Consider the following 20680-nt stretch of genomic DNA (forward strand, 5'->3'; position numbering starts at 1 on the left):
GGTCGCATGCCGGCCACTACCAACCAGGGCCGCACGCGAAGCGACCGCTACTTGCTCGCGCGCCGCGCGCCCTTCTCGTCGGCGTCCTTCGCATCGCCACGGCTCTGGGCGAACTCCGGGAACGTCTTCGCGATCGAATCCTTGTCCGGCAGGATGTAGAACACACCGCCCTTTTCGAACGTGGACTGCACGATCTGCTCGTAGAACGTCGGCGAGACGTTGATGCAGCCGTGGGTGACGCGGTTGTCGTCCGGCGTGGGCGATGCCAACCGCTCGGCGCGCTTTTCTTTCGGGCTGCCCGGCGGCAGCGGGTGCAGCGAAACGGCGGAATCATAGTCCACCCACAGCACGCGCCCGGCATCGTCGGAGGGGCCATAGCCGCCAATGAAGCGGCCGGCAGGCGTGGTGCGGTCGTGGCCGGGAATCGCGCTCAGTGCGAGCTTTGCGACGCCGGGTGCGGAGTGGTCGCCAATGGCCGAACCGAACAGTGCCGGTGCCGCGCCACGCAGCTTGCCCTCGCCGCTGAAGATCAGCACCTGCGCCGCCGCCTTGTCCATGACCGCAAACGGATAGCCCTGATTGTCCTTGCTGGCAACGACCCAGCCGGCCAGTTCGATCACGGTCTCGGACACGCTCTGGTCGGGCGGCAGTTCATCGATGGCGGCGACGCGTTGGGCCGGTACGTCGTCCTTCGCGTCCTTTGCGTTGGCTACGCCACTGCACGCAACCGCTAGCGCCATGGCTAGAGTGGCGTGCAGGGCGCGGCGTGCAGGGGAGGAGGAAGTACGAATGGGACGGCTCCTTGCAATGCAGATCTGTGGTGGAAGGACGCCAGTGGCCGGCGAAGGCCACTGGTTCCCGGTACAGATGTGGATCAATTCAAACGGTGAGGGAGCGGTTACCCGCGCGGCTTGCGGCCGGCAGGTGCCCTTTCAAGCTGCTGCACGCGGCCTTCGATCTGGTCCAGGCGCTGGTTGGCCTGCTGTGCGGACTGGTTGGCGGATTCAGCGCTCTGTGCGGCGCCCTGCACCTTTACATCGAGCTGGTCGAGGCGCGAGTTGATCGTTGCAAACTCGTTCTTGTAAGAGGCGCAAGCGCCAAGGCTCACGGTGGCGATGAGCGCTACAGCAAGCGCGCGGGCCGTCTTCATGTGTTGCGGGTTCAGGTTCATTGCACTCCCTCCTTCGTCTGGGGAAGCTGGAATATAGCGGCGTTTGTTCCCGGCGCTACCAAGCGCTTTCAGCTGGAATTTGACTACGTGGAAGGGCTGTGAAGTCCGCCTGTGACCCAACATTAACAAGCGGGATCAGGCGAGCTGGTCTGCGTCGGCCGAGCGCCTTGCGCCTATTCAAGATCGCCAATTCATCAGTATGAAGCCGAACTCACGGGCGCTGGGTGTCCGTGCTTGTTGCGGCCGTGCACGCAGGCCGCCATCCACTGGCCTCAAGCAGCGCGTTGGCCGTCGCGGGCCGTACATCCAGCAGCTCCCCAATCGCCTTCGATCTGTCTGGCGCGCGGGAGACATAGTCGCGGGCGATGCGGTAGCCGATCCAGTAGCCGAGATCCCCGCGCCGAGCATCATCGCCAGGACCGTTGTACAGCCACTGCGATAGATCGGTGCCCCTGCTGTCCTGCACGAAGGCGCGCTCCAGTGCGCATTCGCGGCCCTGCGCCCAACGATGCAGATGCGCGTTGGCCGTTTGCCCGGAGATCAGCTCGCCTACGTACTCTGCGCCGCCTTCAAGCAACGTCTGATAGAGCAGCGTGGGCTGCTCGACCTCCGAGCGTGTGCCGGGCTGTTGCACGTGCACGTACTCATGGGCGATCAGGTGCACGAAGCGGTCGCCCACATCGGGCTGCATCCAGTCGGCGTTGCAAAGCGCTTCCAGGCCGATCACCACACCTGCTTCGGTGGTGACGCCGCCGCTGTTGCCGCGGCCGACCAGCACGGTGACTGGAGGAAAGCGAGCGGTGGGAAGCAGAGTGCCCAACCGGTCGAGTGCCTCGGCTACCCGCGCGCGCACTCCCGGCAACGCCGCCTCACACGTGCGTGCCTTCGCAAACAGCGCAGGCTTGTCCTGGATCGCGCCTGCAAGACGCTCCATCGAACCGATACGGCTGTCGGTGAAGCTGCGCAATGCATCGGTGCCGACGTCCAGATAGCCGCGTCGCAGGTCTTCGGCACCTGGCGATCCCCCGCTGGCATCCAACACGCTGAAGAAGCGCGTGACATCGTCTGTCCGGACCACAACGCGCCCGTCCGCGCTGGCTGCCTGCAGCGGCACGATGACGAGCAGCAGCACGAGCGCCCTGCAGCGGACGTCGGGCGGAAATAGCAGTGACGCGATGGATGCGCGCTGCATGGCGAGTTCCCTGAACGGCAGCCTTATTTATACACCAGTCAGTTCAATATTCAGGGTCGATTGGCCCCCCTAACGGATAATTCACACCTGTCGACCGCCTCTTCTCTCTCTCCCCCTCCCGGGAGGCGGGCGACGAAACCAAAATAATGAAAGGTGTGTCCCGATGAACAAGAATTCGCTGCTCGCCCTGGGTCTTCTGGCTGCCCTGCCGTTCGCTGCATCGGCAACCGACGGCCTGTCGTACAACTACGTTGAAGGCGGCTACGTGAACACCGATGCCAAGGGCGGCGACGCCGATGGCTGGAAGGTGAAGGGTTCGGTGGCGGTGCACCCGAACTTCCACATCTTCGGCGACTACAGCGCGCAGGAGACCGACACGTTCAAGAATGACGTCGACCAGTGGCGCATCGGTGCCGGCTACAACTACGGCATCGCACCGAACACCGACCTGGTCGCCCGCGTCGCGTACCAGAAGTTCGACATGAAGCACGGCCTGGACTTCAACGGCTACTCGACCGAAGTCGGCGTGCGCACCGCGTTCAACCCGTACGTGGAAGGCTACGTGATGGCCGGCTACGAGGACTACACCAAGAAGCACGGCATCAACCCGGACGGCGAGTTCTACGGCCGCGTCGGCGCCACCGCCAAGTTCAACCAGAACTGGGGCCTGAGTGGCGAAGTGAAGCTGGCCAAGGCCGGCGACCGCGAGTGGTTCGTGGGCCCGCGCTTCACTTGGTAACAAACGCCTGTCGTTAGTGCGTGTTGTGCTGGCGTGTGACTCTCTCTCTCTCCCACACGCCAACCGAAGCCCGGCCTCGCGCCGGGCTTCACTTTTATGGGCTCCGGGGCGCCACAATGTCGCATGGGCGATTCCCCCTCTCTCGCAGGTACCGGCACGGCCTATCAGGAGCATCTGCCACCTGGCTCGCTGCGTGGCCACTTCGGCCAGCTTTGGCAGAGCCAGCTTCCTGCCGATGCCGATGGGCACATCACTGTGCTGCCCGATGGGTGCGTGGACATCCTCTGGCGCGATGGTGCGCTGTTCGTCGTTGGCCCTGACCGGGTAGCCGCACATCCGATGCTGGCACCGGGCGCGCAGGTGCTGGGCGCGCGCTTACGGCCTGGGCAGGCGCTTGCCGCGCTGGGCCTGCCGTTGGCCGGGATCATCGGCCAGGCGGTGCCGTTGGCGGATCTGAAGGGTCGATGGGCGGTAGAGGCCGCGGCCTCCATCGGCGACACCGCGCCTGCGCAGCGCCTGCAGCGGATGGCGCATTGCCTGCAGTCGCACCTTGGGGACGCGGCGTTCGACAGCGGGTCACAGCGGGCGTACGCCCTGTTCCAGGCGCTTGCCAAGGGACATGCCACGCTGGATGAGCTGGCGGCACGCCTGAGCCTGAGCCCGCGCAGCCTGCGCCGCTTCAGCCAGTCGCAGTTCGGCTACGGTGCCAAGACGCTGGAGCGGATCCTGCGCCTGCAACGTTTTCTTCGCCACAGCCGCGCGCTGCCGCAGCACTCGCTGGCGATGCTGGCCGCCGATGCCGGCTATGCCGACCAGGCCCATCTCAGCCGTGACGCTCGCGAACTGGCTGGCATGACCGCCAGCGAACTGCGCCTGGAGTGGGGGCAATGATGGCCGTTTTGTTCAAGACTCGCCGGCTGCACTGAGCGACGCTGGGGCTCCCTCAACGGAGCCATGCCATGAGCCATGCTGCTACCCACGATGCCGAACGCCGCATCGACAACATTGAATTCAACGTCGCCGACATCGCCCGCAGCAAGCGCTTCTATGGCGAGGTGTTCGGCTGGCAGTTCACCGACTACGGCGTGGCCTATACCGAGTTCGACGACGGCCGCCTGAAAGGTGGCTTCGTGGCCGACGCGCAGGTGCGTGCCCATGGGGGACCGCTGGTGATCCTCTACTGCGCGGACCTGGCCGATGCAGAGCGGCGCGTGGTTGCCGCCGGTGGTGAGGTGGTGCAGGCCGTGTTCGCCTTCCCCGGCGGCCGCCGCTTCCACTTCCACGATCTGGACGGCTACGAGCTGGCGGTCTGGAGTGACGTGGATTGATCCTGCCTATGCCCGTCGTGGAGCGGGCATACTGGGACCGAGCCAGGCAGCGTTCCCGCATGCAGATCCCCATTTCCGCATATGTGCAGCAGGCCGACGGCAGCACCGTGCAGGTAGCGGTTCTGGACGCTGGCGTGCTTGCGGCGCTGCATGCCCTCGGCTTCCAGGGGCAGGCCCCCACCTTGCGTGCTGAAGTGGGCGACGACATCAGCAAAGCTCGTTTGTTCGCTGCCCTGCGTGATCTTGGTGTAGCGTTTGCGGCCGGTCGCGAATGGAGTCCGGTCGAGGTATTTGGCTGGCTCTGCGACCATGGCTTGCTCGAAGGCCCGTATCTGCGCATCGCCTGGACCGATCCACAACGCTACGTAGTCTGCAGCGTCATGGCGCTCTCTCAAGCACAAGCGGCATCGACCGCGAACTGAGAACCGCTCCGTCCCCGGTCTGGCGGTTCCGCTATGATCGCCCGCACATCGCCACGCGCGATGCGCCCGCCTCAAGCCCGCAGGAACCGCCGTGAACTCCCAGCCCGCACCGATCACCGCCCTCAACCACACGCTCGACAACGAGCCGCAGCAGATCACCGCGCCACTGACCCATTCGGCGGCGTTCCTGGTGTTGAAGGTGAAGGATGACGAGGCGTCGATCGCCAGGGCACGCGAGGTGCTGGCGAGCACCGATGACCTGATCAAGAACACCGCCATCCGCGAGATCGAGCGTACCTTCACCTGCAACGTGGCCATCGGCCACCGCGTGTGGCAGCCGCTGGTGGGCTCCACGCCGCCGCGCGAGCTGAAGCCGTTCCGCGAGATCAAGGGCGCCACCCACACCGCCGTGTCCACGCCCGGTGACCTGCTGTACCACATCCGGGCGCGCACCATGGACCTGATCGTGGCGTTCGAGCGCAATCTGCTGATGGCCTTCGGCGATGCCGTTGAAGCGGTCGATGATGTGGCCGGGTTCCGCTATTTCGATGGCCGCGACCTGCTCGATTTCGTCGATGGCACCGCCAACCCGGAAGGGCTGTCGCTGCCGGAAGCCACGATCGTAGGTGACGAGGATCCGGACCACGCAGGCGGCAGCTACGTGGTGGTGCAGAAGTACCTGCACAACCTTGACGCCTGGCGCGCGCAGAAGACCGAGGCGCAGGAAGCGATCATCGGCCGCACCAAGCACGACAACATCGAGCTGGACGACGCGCCGGCCGATGCGCAGAAGTCGCACAAGACGCTGTGCACCATCGAGGATGCCGACGGCGAGCACGAGATCCTGCGCGACAACATGCCGTTCGCCAACCCCGGTCGTGGCGAGTACGGCACCTACTTCATCGGCTACACCCGTCGCCTGTGGGTGATCGAGAAGATGCTCGAGCGCATGTTCATCGGCAATCCCGCGCCGCTGCACGACCGCATCCTCGACTTCTCCACCGCCACCACCGGCGTGACCTTCTTCGCGCCCTCGCGCAAGGTGCTGGCCGACCTGGGCGAGTGATCAAGGCGCACGTATGCATCTGGAGGACGTATGTCTGTCTTGAGAGCTCCATTCTTGGCGGCATTGTTCATGGGCATCGCCGGCTGCTCGACCGCACCTGGTCTGCTTGAACAAGCACCCGAGGCATTTGGTTCTTCGAAATCGGTACAGCAGGTCACCGTTTGCCTGTCCCAGACATGGACACAACGCAACAAGGTCGTGCGCGTGCTGCCCACCGAATCCGGGCAGCGCATTGTCATCGACAACCCTGTGAACCATGGGGTGATTGCCATTGTCGAGCTTGCCCCTGTCCCGGCTGGTACGTCCGCACGCTACTGGAAGGGTGCAGGCCTCACCGGCTGGACACGTGATGATCTGAAGGCTTGTCTGGACTGATCGAAGGCAATCCCTCGCAATCGGGTAAGCTCGAAGCGCCGGGCCATCACCGGCCGCCATCTGCCTGTCATCTAGGGCGCCGACCATGGCGCGCTGGATGGGAGTGCAGGAGGCAGGCGATGGTCATGGCAGGGAACAGGACCGGCATGCGCCGCTGGTGGCGGCCTCTGGCTGCAGTGCTCGGCGCGTTGGCACTGGGGAGTGCCAGCGTTTCCGCGCAGGAAGCCCCTGCGCACTGGATGGCCTACGCCGCCTCCGTGGGAGGCCAACTGCAGCAGCGCCTGCAGCAGGAGCACGATCCGCAGGCGCAGCGTGTACTGGAATGGCTGGAGGCGCACCCGGACACGCCGATGCCACTGCCGGTAAGCCTGTGGATCGCCGCGGACGGCCGCATTTCGAAACTGGAATTCGACAGCCTGGGTGATGCCCAGGTCGATGCCGACCTGCGCGCGACGCTGCAGGCTGCGCCGTTGCAGGCGGCCCCACCGGCCGACATGCGCCAGCCGCTGCGGCTGGGTTTGGCCCTGACCCCGTAGATCCACGCCATGCGTGGATGGCGCGCCGATTGCCCGCAACAGCCACGCGTGGCGTGGCTCTACTGCGTTGCCACCTGTGGCTCGCGCGCGGCCGCGCTCCATGCGCGCAGGCCGAACACGGCCAGGCCGAGGAAGAACACATACAGCGCGGCGGTCACGTGCAGCGACTTGAACAGGTACGCGCCGACGTAGACCACGTCCACCGCGATCCACACCCACCAGCAGGCCACGTGGCGGCGCGCCTGCCACCACTGGCCGACCAGGCTCAGCGCGGTCAGCATCGCATCCAGCCAGGGCAGCGCGGCATCGGTGAAGGTGTGCATGGCCGCGCCCAGCGCCACGCCACCACACAGGCCGATGGCGAGGTCGCGCAGCAGCGTGCTACGCGCCAGCGGCACGATGCGGATGCTGCCCTCGTCGGCCGCGTGCTGGCGCCAGTTCAGCCAGCCGTAGACCAGGAAGCCACCAAAGGCGACCTGCAGCAGCGTGTCCGAGTACAGCTTGGCCTCGGCGAACACCAGGCCATACAGCGCCACCGACAGCAGGCCCACCGGCCACGCCGACAACCGGCGGCGGGCCATCAGCCAGACGCCGAGGATGCTGCACAGCGCGGCGCTCCACTCGAGCATCACGCTGCTCACAACGCGAACGTCACCGACAGGCGGGCCTGTCGCGGTGCGCCGGGGAACAGGTAGTAGTCACCGCCGCTGCCGCCGGTATCACGCCAGTAGAAGCGGTTGAACACGTTGTCCACCGCCAGGTTCCAGGTCACCGCACGCTCGTGCAGGCGATGCTGGAAGCGCAGGCCCGCATCGAATACCGAGTAGTCCGGTGCGCGCACGCCGCCGTCGGCACGCGCCACGTTGGCACCGGCATAGCGCCAGCCGCCGGTGACATCCAGGCCCTGCACGAACGGCAGCGCGTAGGCCAGGTGCACGCTGGCGCGCAGCTTCGGCACGTTCACCAGCTGATGGCCTTCATAGGCCGGCGTGCCGGTGTCGCGCGCGCGCGCCTGCAGCACGCTGGCGCTGGCCACGATCTGCAGTGCATCGGTCAGCTGCCCGTTGGCGGTCAGCTCCAGGCCAGTGTGGGTCTGCGTGCCTTCCTCGACGAAGGTGTAGCCGACGTCGCTGCTGTCCGGCTTGGCGTACTGGTACGGCTGCGAAATGCGGAACACGGCCGCGCCCAGCGTCAGCGCCTCGACCGGCACGTACTTCACGCCCACTTCCAGCTGCCGCGACTGCACCGACGGCAGGAAGGTGTCGGCGTTGCTGGTCCAGAACGGCGCTTCCTGGCCCAGCGAAATGCCGCGCACGTAGCTGGCATAGGCATTGAGCTGGTCGGTGGCCTTCCACACCACCGCGGTCTGCGGCAGGAAACGCGACAGGCGGCTGTGCCGCTGCGGCGTACCACGCTTGTCGTAGGCACGCTCGTCCAGGCGCACGAAGCGACCGCCGGCCAACCACTGCCAGTCATCACCGAAGCTGATCCGGTCCAGCGCGAAGAACGCGGTCTGGCGGCTGTCCAGGCGTCGTGCGGACGGGCCCGGCATCTTCGGCGACGGCTCGAATACCGGCACCGGCGCATCGTGGATGTTGGTGGTGCCGACGTACTCGTTGACGCTCGGGCGCCTGTCCACGGTGCGGCGGAAGTAGTCGGCACCGACGGTCAGCTGGTGGCCGACGCTGCCGGTCTGGAAGCGCCCGCGCAGCTCGGCACGGGCCTGCTGGTTGCGGCGGGTGTCGTCCGGGCTGCGGTAGTCGTAGACGTCATAGTCGCCGTTCGGCGCGAAGTAATTGCCCGGCACGCTGCCATCGGCGCACTGCGTGGCGTAGTAGCAGCCGTAGGCGAAGGCGACGTTGTCATCGATCACCGAGCGGCTGTGGCCGACCGAGACGCGCGACTGCCAGGCGTCATTGAAATCGTAGGTGTGCAGGGCGGTGATGTTGGTGCTGGCGATGTCCACCGGGCGCTGCCACGGCTGGTAACCCAGCAGGTGTTCGCGGTCGACACCGCGCGGCAGGTCGCGCGCGCCCAGCAGCTGGTAGCCGGACACCGAACGCTGCGCGCTGGTCTGGTAGTTGGCATCCACCTCCAGCTTGCCGCGTTCGCCGATCAGCCAGTCGGCGGCCAGCGCGTAGAAGTTGCGGCGGCCATCAGCGTGCTCGACATGGGAATTGCTGGAATCCCACGCGGCATTCAGGCGCAGGCCGAAGCGCGGGGTGATCCAGTGACCGACGTCGACAGCGGCGTAGCGCGATCCTTCCGAATCGGTGCCGAGCGTGGCGGTGCGCACCTCGGCCGGGCGCTTGCCGATGTAGTTGATGATTCCGCCCGGCGCCATCACGCCTGCCGCCAGCCCGGCTTCACCCTTGAGGATCTCCACCGACTGCACGTTCTCCAGCGCCAGGCGTTGTTCGCCGGCGATGGACAGCCCGTTGAAGCGGTAGCCGGTGGCCGCGTCCAGTGCGAAGCCACGGATGGCGATGTTCTGGTAGTAGCCCACCGGCGCGTAGGCATCACCCAGCGAGGCATCGTTGCTGGCCAGCTCGGACAGCGAACGTACCTGGCGGCGGTCGAGGTAATCGCGCTCGAGCACGTTCACCGACGCCGGCGTGTCCTTCCACGAACCGCCGCCGAAGGCATTCACGCGCGAGGTATCGGCCTTCGCTTTGCCCGCCTCCACGCGCACCGCCGCCAGTTCGGTCGGCGAGCGTTCGGCACCAGCGGCAGCCGCATCGGTGGTGGACTCGGCCTCGCTGGCATGCAGCGGCAGCGCGGCGCAGAGGGCGAGGGAGAGCAGGGTGGGGCGCAGGCAGCGGTTCATTCGATTCGTCTTCGGACAACAAGGGAGACGAAGCGACGGCGCGCAGGTGCACCGGCCCATGATGGGGGTGTGGCTGCGGCTCAAAGCTCCCTACGCCGGTGCAAACCGGATCAGGTTCCAAGGGACTCTCTCAGCCTGGCAGATCCAGGCACCCCCGCTTCAGGTGACCATTTCACTACAAATGGTACGGATTTGCGAGCGCCACCCGGGGTCAGATCCCTTTCCGCAGGAAAGGGATCTGACCCCAACGGTGTCCCAACCGGATCACGCGGCGGCGTGCAGGGCCTGCAGCAGTGCCTGCCCCGGGGCGGTATGGAACCACGCCGGATGGCCCAGCATGAAAGGCTGCCAAGCCACGTCGGCATTCGCGGTCGAGCCGGTGATGCCCTCGAAGTACTCCACTTCGGACAGTGCGAAGTCGAAATGGACCATGGGCAGCAGGTCGGCCAGCAGGTGCACGCGTGCCGCCGACAGCGGCAGCACCTGGCGATAGCCCTCGAGCAGCGCCAGCGCGATGTCGAGGCGCACGGCCTCGCTGCCGCGTTCCAGTTCCAGCCACGCCACCGCGTTGCGCTCGATCGCGGTGGCGAGGTCGAACAGTGCGCTGGTGGGCGAAGCCAGGCCGAAATCCAGCACGGTGCTGACCTGCCCGTCGCGCCACAGCAGGTTGGAGACATGCCAGTCGTTATGCGCCCAGAGCCGTGGCTCGGCGCGCAGGCGCTCGGCCAGCCCGGCGTGCCACGGCAGTACGTCGCGCTGCAGCTGCGCCTCCCAGGGAATGCGCGCGAGATAGCGGGCCAGCCCGGGACGCTCATGCAGTCCTGCCTTGATCGCCGCGATCGGATCGTCGGCGCGGATCAGATCATCGCGCGCGACCAGCACATGGGTGCTGCGCTGGGGCGCATGGTAGCTGGCGGCGGCACGGTGCAGCTGTGCGAGTGCGCGCCCGGCTTCGCGGGCCTGGGCGACATCGGTCAGCAGCGACCACGACACCGCGTCGCGGTACAGGTCATCGCCCGCGCCGACGGCATGCAGTTCAAAGGTCCACTCGCCGTGCTCGACGGCGGTGCGGCCATCGGCCGCTGGCAGCACCTGCACCACCGGTACGCCCGCCGCAGCGAGATGGGCGATGAAATGGTGTTCTTCTTCCAGGCACGTCGCGCTGCGCACGCTGTGGTGATGGCGCTTGACGAACACCGCCCCGTTCGCGCCGCTGACGATGGCGGCAGCCGACAGCGGCCGCGGGCTGTGCCAGCGCGGCTGGCTGCCGCTGTCCAGCTGCGGGTAGCGCTGGCGCAGCCACGCGATGTCCGCCGCGCTGATCGGTGGCCAGTCGGCAGCCACCTCGTCGTTGTTGAGGCCCTGCACGCGGTGGGAGGGAGACGTCATGCCGCAGCCCGAGAGGGGAAAGTCACATCCAAGGCTGCGCATTCAACGCCATGAGCGCGGCCAACGCAAACGGGCGGGTCACCGACCCGCCCGTCCGTGCAGCCGCGTGGAGGATGCCGCGCGGCTTACCAGCCGCGATGGCGGCCGCGGTCGTGGTAGTAGCGGTTGTCGTAGTAGCGCTCGCGCTGCCAGCGGCGGTCGTCGCCGCGGTCGTAGTAACCGCTGCGGTAGTAGCCACGATCGTAGCGGCGGTCGTAGCGGTTGTCGTAGTAGCGATTGTCGTAATAACGACGGTCGCGGCGGTCGGAGGTGGTCAGATTGCCGATCGCGCCGCCGGCCACGGCACCACCGACGGTGGCGGCAGGATCACCGTTGGAGAGCAGGTTGCCGGCCACGCCACCGACCACGGCGCCGACCAGGGTGCGCTTGTCCTTCCTCGACATCGCGCTGGCATCGCTGACCACGGCGACACCGGCCACCAGTGCCAGCGCCATCGCCAGACCACGGAAGCTGAGTGTGGAAGTACTGAGCATGATTCGTTCTCCTGTGAGGTGCATGCCACGCTGGGCAGGGAGGGCGCGGGGCGCCCCGGCTGCCGTGATGTCCACGCTGGCGTTCCAACATTGCCGGAACATTGCCTGGGCCACCGTGCGGCTTGCGCATTCATCTAGCGGCAGGTGGCATGAAGCAAGGCTGAAAGCGGCCTCGGCCGCTCAGCTGGCAGAAAGGGAAAAGGCCACGCGGAGGTGGCCCCTCCCTTCTCTGCCAAGGCGTTGGCATGTCAGACGCCCATCGCCTCTGGGCTGCCGCGCCGGCTCCCGCGGGGTCTCCTGCTGCGGCTGCAGCACGTCAGGCGCGCCCTGCACCGCATCGCTGCTGAGCGCCCGGCTCTCTGCTCGCTGGCGGCCCGCGTCTCCACGGCGACGCGGCTGGGGGCCGGACATGCGCCGGTCGATTCCTTCGACCTGGCATTGTTGCCGGGGGCGATTATGTGAATCGTGTCTCAGATTTTCCCGTCACGCAGGTAGTCGAACAATTCGGCATCGCCCTTCAACCCCAGCTTGAGCATCGCATCGCCCTTCTGCCGGCTGATGGTGCTGACGCTCTTGTGCAGCAGCAGCGAGATCTCCTTCACTGTCATGCCGGTGCCGAGCAGGCGCAGCACCTCCACCTCGCGCGGGGACAGCGGCTTGCCGTCGCCCTCGCGCATGCGCCAGCTGCCGGCTGCCTCCACCCGCTCGCGCAGGCTGCGGCTGATGTAGGGCTGGCCGCGGTAGACCGCCTGGATCGCCTGCGGCAGCTCGTCCATCGACGAACTCTTGTCGACCAGGCCGAGCACCCCACTGTCGAGCACCATGCGCAGGATCGCCAGGTTGCTGGAAACGCTGAGCATCAGCACCGGCAGGTCCGGGTAGCGGCGCCGGATCATGCCGATCATGGCGAAGCCATCGGCCTGCGGGCTGCCCGGCATGGAGTAGTCGGTGACCAGCAGGTCGCAGGGCTGGTTGGCGAGCAGGGTCATCAGTGCCTGCGCGCTGTCGGCCTCGCCGACCACGCGGCCCACGCCACTGGACTCGATGACGGCGCGGGTACCGATGCGGACCACCGGGTGATCGTCTGCGATGATGATGCGCAAGCTCATGCTCTAGTATGGCCATCGGGCACGCCGGACCGCGACCATCGCGGTCCCTGGCAGGATTCTAGGAGATCGACGCAGATGCGTAGGTGGGCTGTTCGCGGGCTGCTCCTGCTGCTGGCGGTGCTGGCCCTGCCCGTGGCCCAGGCACAGCCGCTCCCTGGGCTGCTGCCGCTCAGCCCGTTGCAGCGCGAATACCTGGTGGCGCATCCGACCATCGTTGTCGGGCAGTATGACAGCGGTTGGCCGCCCTTCGAGTCCCTCCGTGACGGCCAGCAGGTCGGTCTGGGACCGGACTATCTGTCGCATCTTGCACGCCAGCTCGGCATGAAGGTCGAGGCGCGCCGCTATCCCGACTGGACATCCGTGCTGGATGCGGCATGCCGTGGCGAGATCGACGTGGTGATGAATGTCGGTCTCAGTGCCGACCGCACCCGCTGCATGGTCTATACCGCGGCCTACAGCGAGGCGCCGCTCGCCCTGGTGGGCCGGCCCGATGACCTGCGTGCCTCCGACATGCCGGACCTGGATGGGCTGAGGGTCGTGATCGAGCAGGATTTCCTGACCGGTCCGCAGGTGCGCGCCCGATTCCCGCGTGCCCGCCAGCTTGTCGCGAGCGACACGTTGAGCGCGTTGCAGATGGTCATAGACGACAAGGCCGACGTCTACATCGGCAATGCTTTTGTCGCCACCGAGCTGATTGCCAGCCGGCGCCTGCAGGGCGTGGCGCTGCTGCGGCCGAGCGACCTGCCCCCTGAGCGGCTGCACTTCGGCATTCCCAACAGCAAGCAACCCCTGGCCGAAGCCCTGGACCTGGCGCTGGCGGCCACCAGCCAGGCCCAGCGCGATGCCCTGGCACAACGCTGGTTGTCTCCGCCGCACTGGTCGGCATCGGCGCAGCTGGCGCTGAGCCAGGCCGAGAAGCGCGTGCTGGAGCAGCCGCTGAAGATCGGTTTCGCCCCGAATGCCGCGCCGCTGTCGTTCACCGGCGACGATGGCCGGCCCAGCGGCCTGGCCAGCGAATACCTGCAGCGCCTGATGCAGGCTGGCGCCAACCTGCAGGTCGAGGACAGCCACGACTGGTACGAGGTACGCGAGAAGGCCCGCCGCGGTGAGCTGCAGGCGGTGATGGGCATTCCTGTCGATTCACGTTACCTGGGCCCGGACTGGGTGTTCAGCCAGCCCTTCATCAGCGTGCCGAACGTGATTGTGGTCAGGAGCGATGGCGAGTCGCTGCTGGACCTGGCCGACCTGCAGGGCAAGCGCGTGCTGCTGTCCGACCCGGAGCGTGTGCGCGGCTACGTGCTGCAGCAGGCACCGCAGGCGCGGATCATCGCTGCACGCAGCGCCGAACAGTCACTGCAGCGCCTGCTCGATGGCGAAGCCGATGCGTACATCGGCAACCTTGCCGTGGTGGATCACCTGCTGCGCAGCCGTTTCCCGGGGCGGCTGCAGGTGGCGGCACCGGCCGGCTTCAACGACCAGCTGGTGCTGGCCGTGGATCGCCGCCACGCGGCGCTGGCCACCACCTTCGATCGCCTGCTGCTGCAGATGACCCCACGCAAGCGCGAGGCCCTGCGCAACGCCTGGCTGGGGGTGGAGTACCGCAACGGTGTCGACTGGAGCAACGTGCTGCGGTGGGGCGTGCCGGTGCTGCTGGTGCTGCTGACCGCACTGCTGGTGCACGGCGTCGGCCATTGGCGCCTGCGCCGTGAGGTGGCAGGACGCCGCCAGCTGGAGCAGCGCCTGGCCGAGGTGACCGACAACCTGCCGGCGGTGGTCTACCAGGCACGTCGCGATGCCGATGGCACGCTCAGTTTCCCGTTCATTGCCGGCGACCTGCCGGCGTTGTTCGGTATCACCCGGCAGCAGGCCGAACAGGATGCGAAGCTGCTGCTGGAACGCATCGAGCAGGACGACCGCGCGCACATCCTGCATTCCATCGAACAGGCCGCGCGCCAGTTCGCACCGTTGGTCCTGGAGTTCCGCCTGCGCAGCGATGAGGAAGGCACGCGCTGGGTGCGCAGCCAGGCCCACCCCTATGCCGCCGAAGAGGGCGCGGTGATCTGGAGCGGCTACTGGGTGGATGTGACCGAAGCGCGGATGCAGGCCGATGCGCTGGCGGCGGCGAAGGCAGAGGCCGAGCAGGCTGCGGAAGCCAAATCGCGTTTCCTGGCCACGATGAGCCACGAGATCCGCACGCCCATGAGTGGCGTGCTGGGCATGCTGGAGGTGCTGGCGCATTCGCCGCTGGACAGCGAGCAGCAGCGCATCCTCGGCGTGATCGAGGATTCGGCGCAGATGCTGCGGCAGATCCTCGATGACATCCTCGATTACTCGCGGCTGGAAGCAGGTGCATTGCGCCTGGAGCCGGTACCGCAACCGCTGCGGCCCCTGCTGGAAAGCGTGTGCCGCCTGCTGTCCGCGCAGGCCAGCGCGCGTGGCCTGGCGCTGCACGTGCAGATCGATCCCGAGCTGGCGCCGGCCCACGAAGTGGACGGCGTACGGCTGCGCCAGATCGTGTTCAACCTGCTCAGCAATGCCATCAAGTTCACCAGCCAGGGCGAGGTGCGCCTGCAGCTGGAGGTGCTGGGGCCGACCAGCGAGGACGGTGTGCAGCCGCTGTGCCTGAGCGTGACCGACACCGGCATGGGCATCGCACCGGAACAACTGCAGCACCTGTTCGCGCCATTCACCCAGGCCGGCGCCTACATCCAGCGTGACCACGGCGGCACCGGCCTGGGCCTGAGCATCTGCCAGCGCCTGGTGCAGATGATGCAGGGCGAACTGACCCTGCACAGCACGCTGGGCGAAGGCACGCGCGCCGAAGTGCGGGTCTCGCTGGTCGAGGCCGGCAGCGAGGACGCGGCGGCGCTGCTGGCCGAGCAGGACCAGACCGCGCTGCTGCCCGCCGCGTTGCGCCAGGCGCGGGTGCTGGTGATCGAGGATCACCCGACCAACCAGGCGATGATGGCGTGGCGGCTGCAGCAACTGGGCGTGCCCTATGTGCTGCTGGGCGACGGCCAGCAGGCGCTGGACCGCTTGTCATCGGAGTCCTTCGACCTGGTCATTACCGACTGCCGCATGCCGGTACTCGACGGGTTTGGGTTCACCCGCCTGCTGCGCGAACGCGAGGGTCGCACCGGGCAGCCGCGACTGACGGTGCTGGCATTGACCGCCAGCGTGCTGGACGACGATGCGCGCCGCTGCCGCGAGGCAGGCATGGACGAGGTGCTGGCCAAGCCGCTGTCGCTGGCCACGCTGCGCACCGCGCTGCTGCGCTGGCTGCCGCAGGCGCAGGGCCAGTCGTTCGACGCGGCCGTACAGGAGGATGCCGCCGACGACGGTGATGCGCTGCCTGACCTGGCCACCCTGCAGCAGCGCTACGGTTCGCGTGCGGTGGCCGAACAGCTGCGCGACAGCCTGCTGCAGGCCAGTGAGGGCGACCTCGCGGCCGTGCTGCGCGCCGTGCAGGCCGGTGACCGCGAGGCCGCGGCGCGGCACCTGCATCGCCAGGCCGGCGGCCTCGGGGCGATTGGAGCGACGGCACTGGCCGGGCAGGCCAACGCGCTGGTCGAGCGCCTGCAGGATGCGGGCGAGACCGACCCGGCACCGTTGTTCGCCGCCGTCACGGCGTTCGTGGCCCGGCTGCAGCATCAGCTGCAGCGACTGGCTCACTGAGCCGACTGCTGTTGCAGGTAGGCGATCACCAGCGCGCGGCGTTCGGGGCTGGGGAAGGCGTTGTACATGCGGGTGCCGGGCACCACGTGGGTAGGCGACTGCAGGAAGGCATCCAGGGTCTGCGCGGTCCAGGTGATGTCGGCGCGGCGCATGCCCTCGGAATAGCCGTAGTCGGGCAGGCTGCCGGCGCGGCGGCCGATCACGCCGTGCAGGTTCGGCCCGAAGCGGTGGATGCCGCCGGGCTGCACGGTGTGGCAGCCGGCGCACAGTTCGAACGCGCGCTGCATGGCCTGCTGCCGGGCCTGTTCGGGTGTGGCCGCTGGCGCAGGCGGGCGCTGGCAGGCCGTGGCAAGCAGGGCCCAGGCAAGGGCGGTGAGCAGGGAGACACGCATGGCCGGGCAGGATAGCGGTGCGCTGCAGTGGCCGGGCTGCGACACGCGGTCGCAGCCCGGGGCGATCACATGCCCGAGTAGTTCGGGCCGCCGCCGCCCTGCGGGGTCACCCAGACGATGTTCTGGGTCGGGTCCTTGATGTCGCAGGTCTTGCAGTGGACGCAGTTCTGCGCGTTGATCTGCAGGCGTGCGTTGTCGGCTTCGCCAACGAACTCGTACACGCCGGCCGGGCAGTAGCGCGCTTCCGGGCCGGCGTACTCGGCCAGGTTCACCTTCACCGGAATGCTCGGGTCCTTCAGGGTCAGGTGGCTGGGCTGGTTCTCGTCGTGGTTGGTGCTGCTCAGGAACACCGAGCTGAGACGGTCGAAGGTCAGCACCCCGTCCGGCTTCGGATAGGTAATGCGGGTGTGCTGGGCCGCCGGCTCCAGGCAGGCATGGTCCGGCTGGGTGCGGTGCAGCGTCCACGGCGGGTTGCGCACGCCCAGCTTCGGCAGCAGCCACTGCTCCACGCCGGTCATCAGCGTGGCCACGGTCTGGCCCTTCTTGAACCACTGCTTGAAGTTCTTGGCCTGCTGCAGTTCGGTGAACAGCCAGCTGGCTTCGAAGGCCTTCGGATAGGCGCTCAGCTCATCGTGCTGGCGGTTGGCGGCCAGCGCGTCGAACGCGGCGTCGGCGCACAGCATGCCGGTCTTGATCGCGGCGTGGCTGCCCTTGATGCGGCTGGCGTTGAGATAACCGGCCTCGCAACCGACCAGCGCGCCACCGGGGAACACCGTCTTCGGCAGCGACAGCAGGCCGCCGGCGGTGATCGCACGCGCGCCGTAGCCGATGCGGGTACCGCCTTCCAGGTGCTTGCGGATATCCGGATGGGTCTTGAAGCGCTGGAATTCCTCGAACGGGCTCAGCCAGGGGTTTTTGTAGTCCAGGCCGACCACGTAGCCGATGGCGACCTTGCCACCTTCGGCGTGGTAGAGGAACGCGCCGCCGTAGGTGTCGCTGTCCAGCGGCCAGCCGGCGGCGTGCACCACCAGGCCCGGCTCATGCCTGGCCGGGTCGATCTGCCACAGTTCCTTGATGCCGATGCCGTAGGCCTGCGGGTCCTTGCCTTCGTCCAGCTTGTAGCGGGCGATCAGCTGGCGGCCGAGGTGGCCGCGCGTGCCTTCGGCGAAGACCGTGTACTTGGCGTGCAGCGCCATGCCGCGCTCGAAGGCCGGGCCGATGCTGCCGTCCTTCTCGATGCCCATGTCGCCGGTGGCCACGCCGATCACTTCGCCGTTGTCGCCGTACAGCACCTCGGCGGCGGCGAAGCCGGGGAAGATCGCCACTTCCAGCGCCTCGGCCTGCTGCGCCAGCCAGCGGGTCACTTCGCCCAGGCTGATGATGTAGTTGCCTTCGTTGTGGAAGCACTCCGGCAGCAGCGCATTGGGCGTGCTGCGCGACCCGGTCTCGCTGAGGAACAGGAACTCGTCGCGGGTAACCTTCTGCTTCAGCGGTGCGCCGCGTTCGGCCCAGTCCGGGAACAGTTCGGCCAGCGCGCGCGGATCCATCACCGCGCCGGACAGCACGTGCGCGCCCGGTTCGGAGCCCTTTTCCAGCACGCACACCGACAGTTCGCGGCCGGCTTCGATCGCGCGCTGGCGCAGGCGGATCGCGGTGGCCAGGCCGGCGGGGCCGGCGCCGACGATCACCACGTCGAACTCCATTACTTCACGCGGGGGCAGGGCGTTGGCTTCAGCGCTCATCGATTGCATGACTCGTGGGTAGGGCCGGCATCGGGGCCACCGGCGGTGCCTGGGAATCGCGCGTGCAGCCACGGGCGAAACGGTTGTTTGAATGTGTCAGGGTACCGGGCCGCGCGTGATCGAGCTAGATCGGCGATGTTCACGCCCGGATTGCTGCAATGCAGCGTAGGGCCGCAGCCCTGCCGGTGCCGACCCTGGCCGGCACGCGCTGTGCGGATGACCGACAATGGCCCGGTCCTGACTGCGCGTGAGTGCCATGGCTTTGCATCCGTACGATCTGTTCGATGTCCGTTCCCTGCTCAACGAGGAAGAGCGCGCGGTGCAGGAGAGCGTCGCCCGCTTCACCAACGAGCGCGTGCTGCCGATCATCGGCGATGCCTTCGACCAGGCCCGTTTCCCCGCCGAGCTGGTGCCGGAGATCGCGTCTCTGGGCCTGCTCGGCGCGACACTGCCGGCCGAATACGGTGGCGGTGGCCTCGGCGCGGTCAGCTATGGCCTGATCTGCCAGGAGCTGGAGCGCGGCGATTCTGGCCTGCGCAGCTTCGTTTCGGTGCAGAGCTCGCTGTGCATGTATCCCATCTACGCGTACGGCAGCGAGAAACAGCGCCAGCAGTGGCTGCCGGCGATGGCACGCGGCGAGCTGATCGGCTGCTTCGGCCTGACAGAGGCGCACGGCGGGTCCGACCCGGCCAGCATGAAGACCCGCGCGGTGCGCGACGGCAGCGACTGGCGCATCAGCGGCAGCAAGATGTGGATCACCAGCGGCCCGGTGGCCGACCTGGCCATCGTCTGGGCACAGACCGAGGACGGTATCCAGGGCTTCGTGCTGGAGAAGGGCATGGCCGGCTTCACCACGCAGGAAATCAAGCACAAGATGAGCCTGCGCGCATCGCTGACCGGTGCGCTGTTCTTCGATGACGTGCGCGTGCCCGACAGCCACCGCCTGCCGAACGTGAAGGGCCTGAAGGGGCCGCTGGGCTGCCTGACCCAGGCCCGCTATGGCATCAGCTGGGGCCCGATCGGCGCGGCCATCGCCTGCCTGGATGAAGCGCTGGGCTACGCCAAGGAGCGTGTGCTGTTCGGCCGCCCGCTGGCCGCCACCCAGAGCGCGCAGATCAAGCTGGCGGAAATGGCCCGCCGCATCACCACCGCCCAGCTGCTGGCCCTGCAGCTGGGCCGGCTGAAGGAAGCCGGCCAGCTGCAGCCGCAGCAGGTCAGCCTGGCCAAGTGGAACAACTGCCGCATGGCGATTGACATCGCCCGCGAGTGTCGCGATCTGCTCGGTGGGGCTGGCATCACCACCGAACACGTGGCGATCCGGCACGCGCTGAACCTCGAATCGGTGATCACCTATGAAGGCACCGAGACCGTGCACCAGCTGGTGATCGGCCGCGAACTGACCGGCATCAACGCGTTCTGAGTGCACCGGTAGTGCCGGCCGCTGGCCGGCATTGCCCGCAGCGTATCCGCAGGCGAGCGACCGGTGTACCGACCCGCGCACCGGACGGAACTGCCGCGAGTGTTCAAGGACAGCCTGTAGCGCGCGGCTGTCGGGTCCGCCTTGAAGCGGGCCGAGGAGCGCAGGGTACCGGTGCGCAGCACCGGCTCGCCGATGGCGGCGCGTTTCTTTGGTTACTTTCTTTGCGCGAGCAAAGAAAGTGACACACGTGAGCTACGCCCCACCGGCAAACCCGTGCTGCCGCCACGCCTCGTACATCACCACGGCAACGGTGTTGGAAAGATTGAGGCTGCGGTTGCCCGGCCGCATCGGCAGGCGCAGGCGGCGGCCATCCGGCAGTGCATCGAGCACGTCCTGCGGCAGGCCACGGCTTTCCGGGCCGAACAGGAACGCATCGCCCTCTTCAAAGGCCACGCTGTCGTAGCGCACGCTGGCGCGGGTACTGAGTGCGAACAACCGATTCGGTGCGATCCGCGCCAGCGCGGTGTCCAGGTCGGGGTGCACCTGCAGGCGCGAGTACTCGTGGTAGTCCAGGCCGGCGCGCTTGAGCTGCTTGTCTTCCAGTGCGAAGCCGAGCGGCTCGACCAGGTGCAGCTGCGCGCCGGTGTTGGCACAGAGCCGGATCACATTGCCCGTGTTGGGCGGGATTTCCGGTTGGAACAGGATCACGTGGAACGGGGGCGCGGCATTCATCGGCGCAGTGTACCTGCGACGGCGGCCGGCTT

General features: G+C 67.5%; 20 protein-coding genes and 1 riboswitch. Of the genes, 9 read left to right on the top strand and 11 right to left on the bottom strand.

The window, feature by feature from the left end; all coding sequences use genetic code 11:
• Window positions 1-47 precede the first annotated feature (47 nt).
• The 3 genes from LRM18_RS05235 to LRM18_RS05245 form a co-directional block, all read right to left on the bottom strand.
• Window positions 48-740 carry a hypothetical protein gene (locus LRM18_RS05235; protein WP_064237400.1) on the bottom strand — a complete coding sequence of 231 codons (693 nt, stop codon included), beginning with the start codon at window positions 738-740 and terminating at the stop codon, window positions 48-50.
• A 158-nt stretch (window positions 741-898) separates the two neighbouring features.
• Complete coding sequence (locus LRM18_RS05240) at window positions 899-1171, bottom strand: hypothetical protein (protein WP_010487149.1); 273 nt, start codon at window positions 1169-1171, stop codon at window positions 899-901.
• 211 nt (window positions 1172-1382) lie between these two features.
• The gene (locus tag LRM18_RS05245; protein WP_270952063.1) at window positions 1383-2363 is read right to left on the bottom strand and encodes a DUF2268 domain-containing putative Zn-dependent protease; all 981 of its coding nucleotides are present in this window, start codon (window positions 2361-2363) and stop codon (window positions 1383-1385) included.
• A gap of 163 nt (window positions 2364-2526) precedes the next feature.
• Between LRM18_RS05245 and LRM18_RS05250 the strand changes: the two genes are divergently transcribed.
• The 7 genes from LRM18_RS05250 (at window position 2527) to LRM18_RS05280 (ending at window position 6829) form a co-directional block, all read left to right on the top strand.
• On the top strand, window positions 2527-3102 hold the full coding sequence (locus tag LRM18_RS05250; RefSeq protein WP_049465985.1) for an Ax21 family protein: 576 nt from the start codon (window positions 2527-2529) through the stop codon (window positions 3100-3102).
• Between the two features lie 123 nt (window positions 3103-3225).
• The gene (locus LRM18_RS05255) at window positions 3226-3993 is read left to right on the top strand and encodes a helix-turn-helix domain-containing protein (RefSeq protein ID WP_270952067.1); all 768 of its coding nucleotides are present in this window, start codon (window positions 3226-3228) and stop codon (window positions 3991-3993) included.
• 68 nt (window positions 3994-4061) lie between these two features.
• Window positions 4062-4430: a VOC family protein gene (locus tag LRM18_RS05260; RefSeq protein ID WP_270952069.1), complete on the top strand. Its 369-nt coding sequence runs from the start codon at window positions 4062-4064 to the stop codon at window positions 4428-4430.
• A 59-nt stretch (window positions 4431-4489) separates the two neighbouring features.
• Complete coding sequence (locus LRM18_RS05265) at window positions 4490-4852, top strand: hypothetical protein (RefSeq protein ID WP_065428186.1); 363 nt, start codon at window positions 4490-4492, stop codon at window positions 4850-4852.
• Window positions 4853-4943: 91 nt separating this feature from the next.
• On the top strand, window positions 4944-5918 hold the full coding sequence (locus LRM18_RS05270) for a Dyp-type peroxidase (RefSeq protein ID WP_049465993.1): 975 nt from the start codon (window positions 4944-4946) through the stop codon (window positions 5916-5918).
• Window positions 5919-5972: 54 nt separating this feature from the next.
• Window positions 5973-6293, top strand: coding sequence for a hypothetical protein (locus LRM18_RS05275; RefSeq protein ID WP_182068669.1), 321 nt, complete (start codon window positions 5973-5975; stop codon window positions 6291-6293).
• Between the two features lie 119 nt (window positions 6294-6412).
• Window positions 6413-6829, top strand: coding sequence for a hypothetical protein (locus tag LRM18_RS05280; protein WP_270952077.1), 417 nt, complete (start codon window positions 6413-6415; stop codon window positions 6827-6829).
• Window positions 6830-6888: 59 nt separating this feature from the next.
• Here the strand turns inward: LRM18_RS05280 and pnuC are convergent, their stop codons facing one another.
• The 5 genes from pnuC to LRM18_RS05305 all read right to left on the bottom strand — a co-directional run bounded on the left by pnuC (window position 6889) and on the right by LRM18_RS05305 (window position 12687).
• Window positions 6889-7458, bottom strand: coding sequence for a nicotinamide riboside transporter PnuC (gene pnuC, locus LRM18_RS05285; RefSeq protein ID WP_057494013.1), 570 nt, complete (start codon window positions 7456-7458; stop codon window positions 6889-6891).
• Between the two features lie 8 nt (window positions 7459-7466).
• Window positions 7467-9656 (bottom strand): TonB-dependent siderophore receptor, encoded by a 2190-nt coding sequence (locus LRM18_RS05290; RefSeq protein ID WP_270952079.1) that lies wholly within the window; start codon window positions 9654-9656, stop codon window positions 7467-7469.
• Between the two features lie 70 nt (window positions 9657-9726).
• Window positions 9727-9822, bottom strand: a riboswitch (TPP riboswitch).
• Window positions 9823-9920: 98 nt separating this feature from the next.
• Window positions 9921-11045 carry a phosphotransferase gene (locus LRM18_RS05295; RefSeq protein ID WP_270952081.1) on the bottom strand — a complete coding sequence of 375 codons (1125 nt, stop codon included), beginning with the start codon at window positions 11043-11045 and terminating at the stop codon, window positions 9921-9923.
• A 125-nt stretch (window positions 11046-11170) separates the two neighbouring features.
• Window positions 11171-11578: a glycine zipper 2TM domain-containing protein gene (locus LRM18_RS05300; protein ID WP_049416597.1), complete on the bottom strand. Its 408-nt coding sequence runs from the start codon at window positions 11576-11578 to the stop codon at window positions 11171-11173.
• Between the two features lie 470 nt (window positions 11579-12048).
• The gene (locus LRM18_RS05305; protein ID WP_270952086.1) at window positions 12049-12687 is read right to left on the bottom strand and encodes a response regulator transcription factor; all 639 of its coding nucleotides are present in this window, start codon (window positions 12685-12687) and stop codon (window positions 12049-12051) included.
• Window positions 12688-12762: 75 nt separating this feature from the next.
• Between LRM18_RS05305 and LRM18_RS05310 the strand changes: the two genes are divergently transcribed.
• A complete protein-coding gene (locus LRM18_RS05310; RefSeq protein WP_270952089.1) occupies window positions 12763-16362 on the top strand; it encodes a transporter substrate-binding domain-containing protein in 3600 nt (1199 codons plus the stop codon).
• Here the strand turns inward: LRM18_RS05310 and LRM18_RS05315 are convergent.
• Together LRM18_RS05315 and LRM18_RS05320 are read right to left on the bottom strand one after the other, a co-directional pair.
• Window positions 16356-16754 carry a c-type cytochrome gene (locus tag LRM18_RS05315; protein WP_053461842.1) on the bottom strand — a complete coding sequence of 133 codons (399 nt, stop codon included), beginning with the start codon at window positions 16752-16754 and terminating at the stop codon, window positions 16356-16358. The genes LRM18_RS05310 and LRM18_RS05315 overlap by 7 nt on opposite strands.
• Window positions 16755-16819: 65 nt before the next feature.
• Window positions 16820-18496, bottom strand: coding sequence for an electron transfer flavoprotein-ubiquinone oxidoreductase (locus LRM18_RS05320; RefSeq protein WP_270952092.1), 1677 nt, complete (start codon window positions 18494-18496; stop codon window positions 16820-16822).
• A 256-nt stretch (window positions 18497-18752) separates the two neighbouring features.
• On the opposite strand from LRM18_RS05320, the gene LRM18_RS05325 reads away from it, so the two are divergent.
• Window positions 18753-19916, top strand: coding sequence for an acyl-CoA dehydrogenase family protein (locus tag LRM18_RS05325; protein ID WP_270952094.1), 1164 nt, complete (start codon window positions 18753-18755; stop codon window positions 19914-19916).
• A 252-nt stretch (window positions 19917-20168) separates the two neighbouring features.
• Here LRM18_RS05325 and LRM18_RS05330 read toward each other — a convergent pair whose 3' ends face one another.
• Window positions 20169-20648, bottom strand: coding sequence for a tRNA (cytidine(34)-2'-O)-methyltransferase (locus LRM18_RS05330; RefSeq protein WP_049455011.1), 480 nt, complete (start codon window positions 20646-20648; stop codon window positions 20169-20171).
• Between the last annotated feature and the right edge of the window lie 32 nt (window positions 20649-20680).

This window comes from Stenotrophomonas sp. PI_27 (assembly GCF_027854495.1).
GTDB lineage: Bacteria > Pseudomonadota > Gammaproteobacteria > Xanthomonadales > Xanthomonadaceae > Stenotrophomonas > Stenotrophomonas pavanii.